The sequence below is a fragment of the Anaerosporobacter sp. genome (assembly GCF_965301125.1).
This window is the reverse complement of the sequence record NZ_CBDLAM010000129.1, coordinates 1-1,626: the sequence shown is the minus strand read 5'-3', so window position 1 is coordinate 1,626 and position 1,626 is coordinate 1. Positions and strand designations below refer to the sequence as shown.

2 protein-coding genes and 3 tRNA genes are annotated in these 1,626 nt (G+C 32.7%); all 5 read right to left on the bottom strand.

The genetic code is table 11. The features are described from left to right. A partial coding sequence (locus tag ACW2QF_RS13565; protein ID WP_455716542.1) for a YaaA family protein occupies positions 1–490 on the bottom strand: 490 nt, incomplete at its 3' end. 4 nt (positions 491–494) lie between these two features. Further along, positions 495–950, bottom strand: a complete 456-nt coding sequence (bcp, locus tag ACW2QF_RS13560) for a thioredoxin-dependent thiol peroxidase (protein ID WP_455716541.1) — start codon at positions 948–950, stop codon at positions 495–497. 275 nt (positions 951–1,225) lie between these two features. After that, positions 1,226–1,299, bottom strand: a tRNA-Asp gene (locus ACW2QF_RS13555). A gap of 4 nt (positions 1,300–1,303) precedes the next feature. After that, a tRNA-Thr gene (locus tag ACW2QF_RS13550) sits at positions 1,304–1,376 on the bottom strand. 65 nt (positions 1,377–1,441) lie between these two features. Then, positions 1,442–1,513: transfer RNA gene (locus ACW2QF_RS13545), tRNA-Glu, on the bottom strand. Positions 1,514–1,626 lie beyond the last annotated feature (113 nt).

Sequence of the window (1,626 nt, the reverse complement as noted above, 5' to 3'; positions counted from 1 at the left end):
GATTAACATATACTTTATGTTGATTCTCTGATTTTTGTAAATACTCTATTATTGGTTTCTCCCAGAATTCATACAAATTCTTTGATTCTTCAACCGGTAACTTCAATTGCATTTCCAAACGATAGGGATAAATACTCGTATTAGGTTTTAATATACCATATAAACCACTAAGAATCCTAACATGCTCATTTGCATAGTCTATATCATCCTTTGTAAACAACTCCGTTCCCATTGATTTATATTGAATTCCGTCATAAGTATATAACGCAGGTGAACCCCTATCATCTAATTGTATGTTATTGTGATTTTCATAAGTCTTGGTAGCAATCTTTTCATTAACTTTCATAATAGTTTGAATATTTGATATCGATAACTCTTGTAATACTTTCAAAACCTTCTTGTTATGATGTTCAAATAATGGTCTTTCACATTTAACTTCTACCGTCTTATTCAGTTTCATTGTTTTAGCTGGTGAAATAAAAACTAACATATTCTTAATCCAAATCCTTTAACATATCGGTAGCATTCGTATCAGGTTTTACCTTTTCATATGCTTTCTCAATAATACCATCTTCATTAATAAGATAGGAGGAACGTACAACTCCCATACTTACTTTACCGTATAACTTCTTCTCTTTCCACACATCGTATGCCTGTATTGCAATTAAATCAGGATCTGATAGAAGTGTAAATTCTAATCCTTGTTTTGTGCTAAAGTTCTTGTGACTTTTAATACTATCTTTACTTATTCCTATTACTTTTACATCTTTATTAATAAACTCATTTATTGAGCTTTGGTAAGCACAAGCTTGTTTTGTACATCCTGGAGTACTATCTTTTGGATAAAAGTATAATACTACTTTTTTTCCTTTAAAATCTTTAAGTGATACTTCATTACCATCTTGATCGAATAATGTGAATTCTGGTGCTTTTGTTCCTACTTCTAACATATTGTTCTCCTTTTATTTCTTACAACTTCTGTTTTATTATTGTTTTTGTTCATTACATTTTGTATTAATTACATATTTTTAGTTTTTGTTTTATTACACTTTCATTCAATGTAAATATTAAAATTAACATATTATATTATCATCAATCCGAGCTAATTTTACAAGAGTTTTTTTACCATTCCTAGTTTTTATATAGGAAATTCTATAAACTGAAATAAATAAAAAAGCCTAATAGTACAAATAAGTGTACCATTAAGCTTTTTATATTTCTGTGACGACCCAGAAGGGACTCGAACCCTCGACCTCCGCCGTGACAGGGCGGCGCTCTAACCAACTGAGCCACTAGGCCATAAAGCCGACGATCGGACTTGAACCGATAACCTGCTGATTACAAGTCAGCTGCTCTGCCAATTGAGCCACGTCGGCATATAATACTCAGCTAAAACCTTAGCCTTTAAATATGTCATTGAGTCTCAATCGTAAGACTCAAATGACTCCAAGGGGATTTGAACCCCTGTTACCGCCGTGAAAGGGCGGTGTCTTAACCGCTTGACCATGGAGCCATCTAACTTTCTTACATGCATGGCTAACAAACTCTACATGCTCTTAAGATATCCTATATATACCTTCAAAACTACACATTGAAAATCAGAATCTTTTTGGTTAAGCCCTCGAC

Coding starts and splice junctions, on each gene's coding strand:
- bcp (WP_455716541.1), bottom strand. CDS start 950: ATGTTAGAAGTAGGAACAAAAGCACCAGAATTCACATTATTCGATCAA.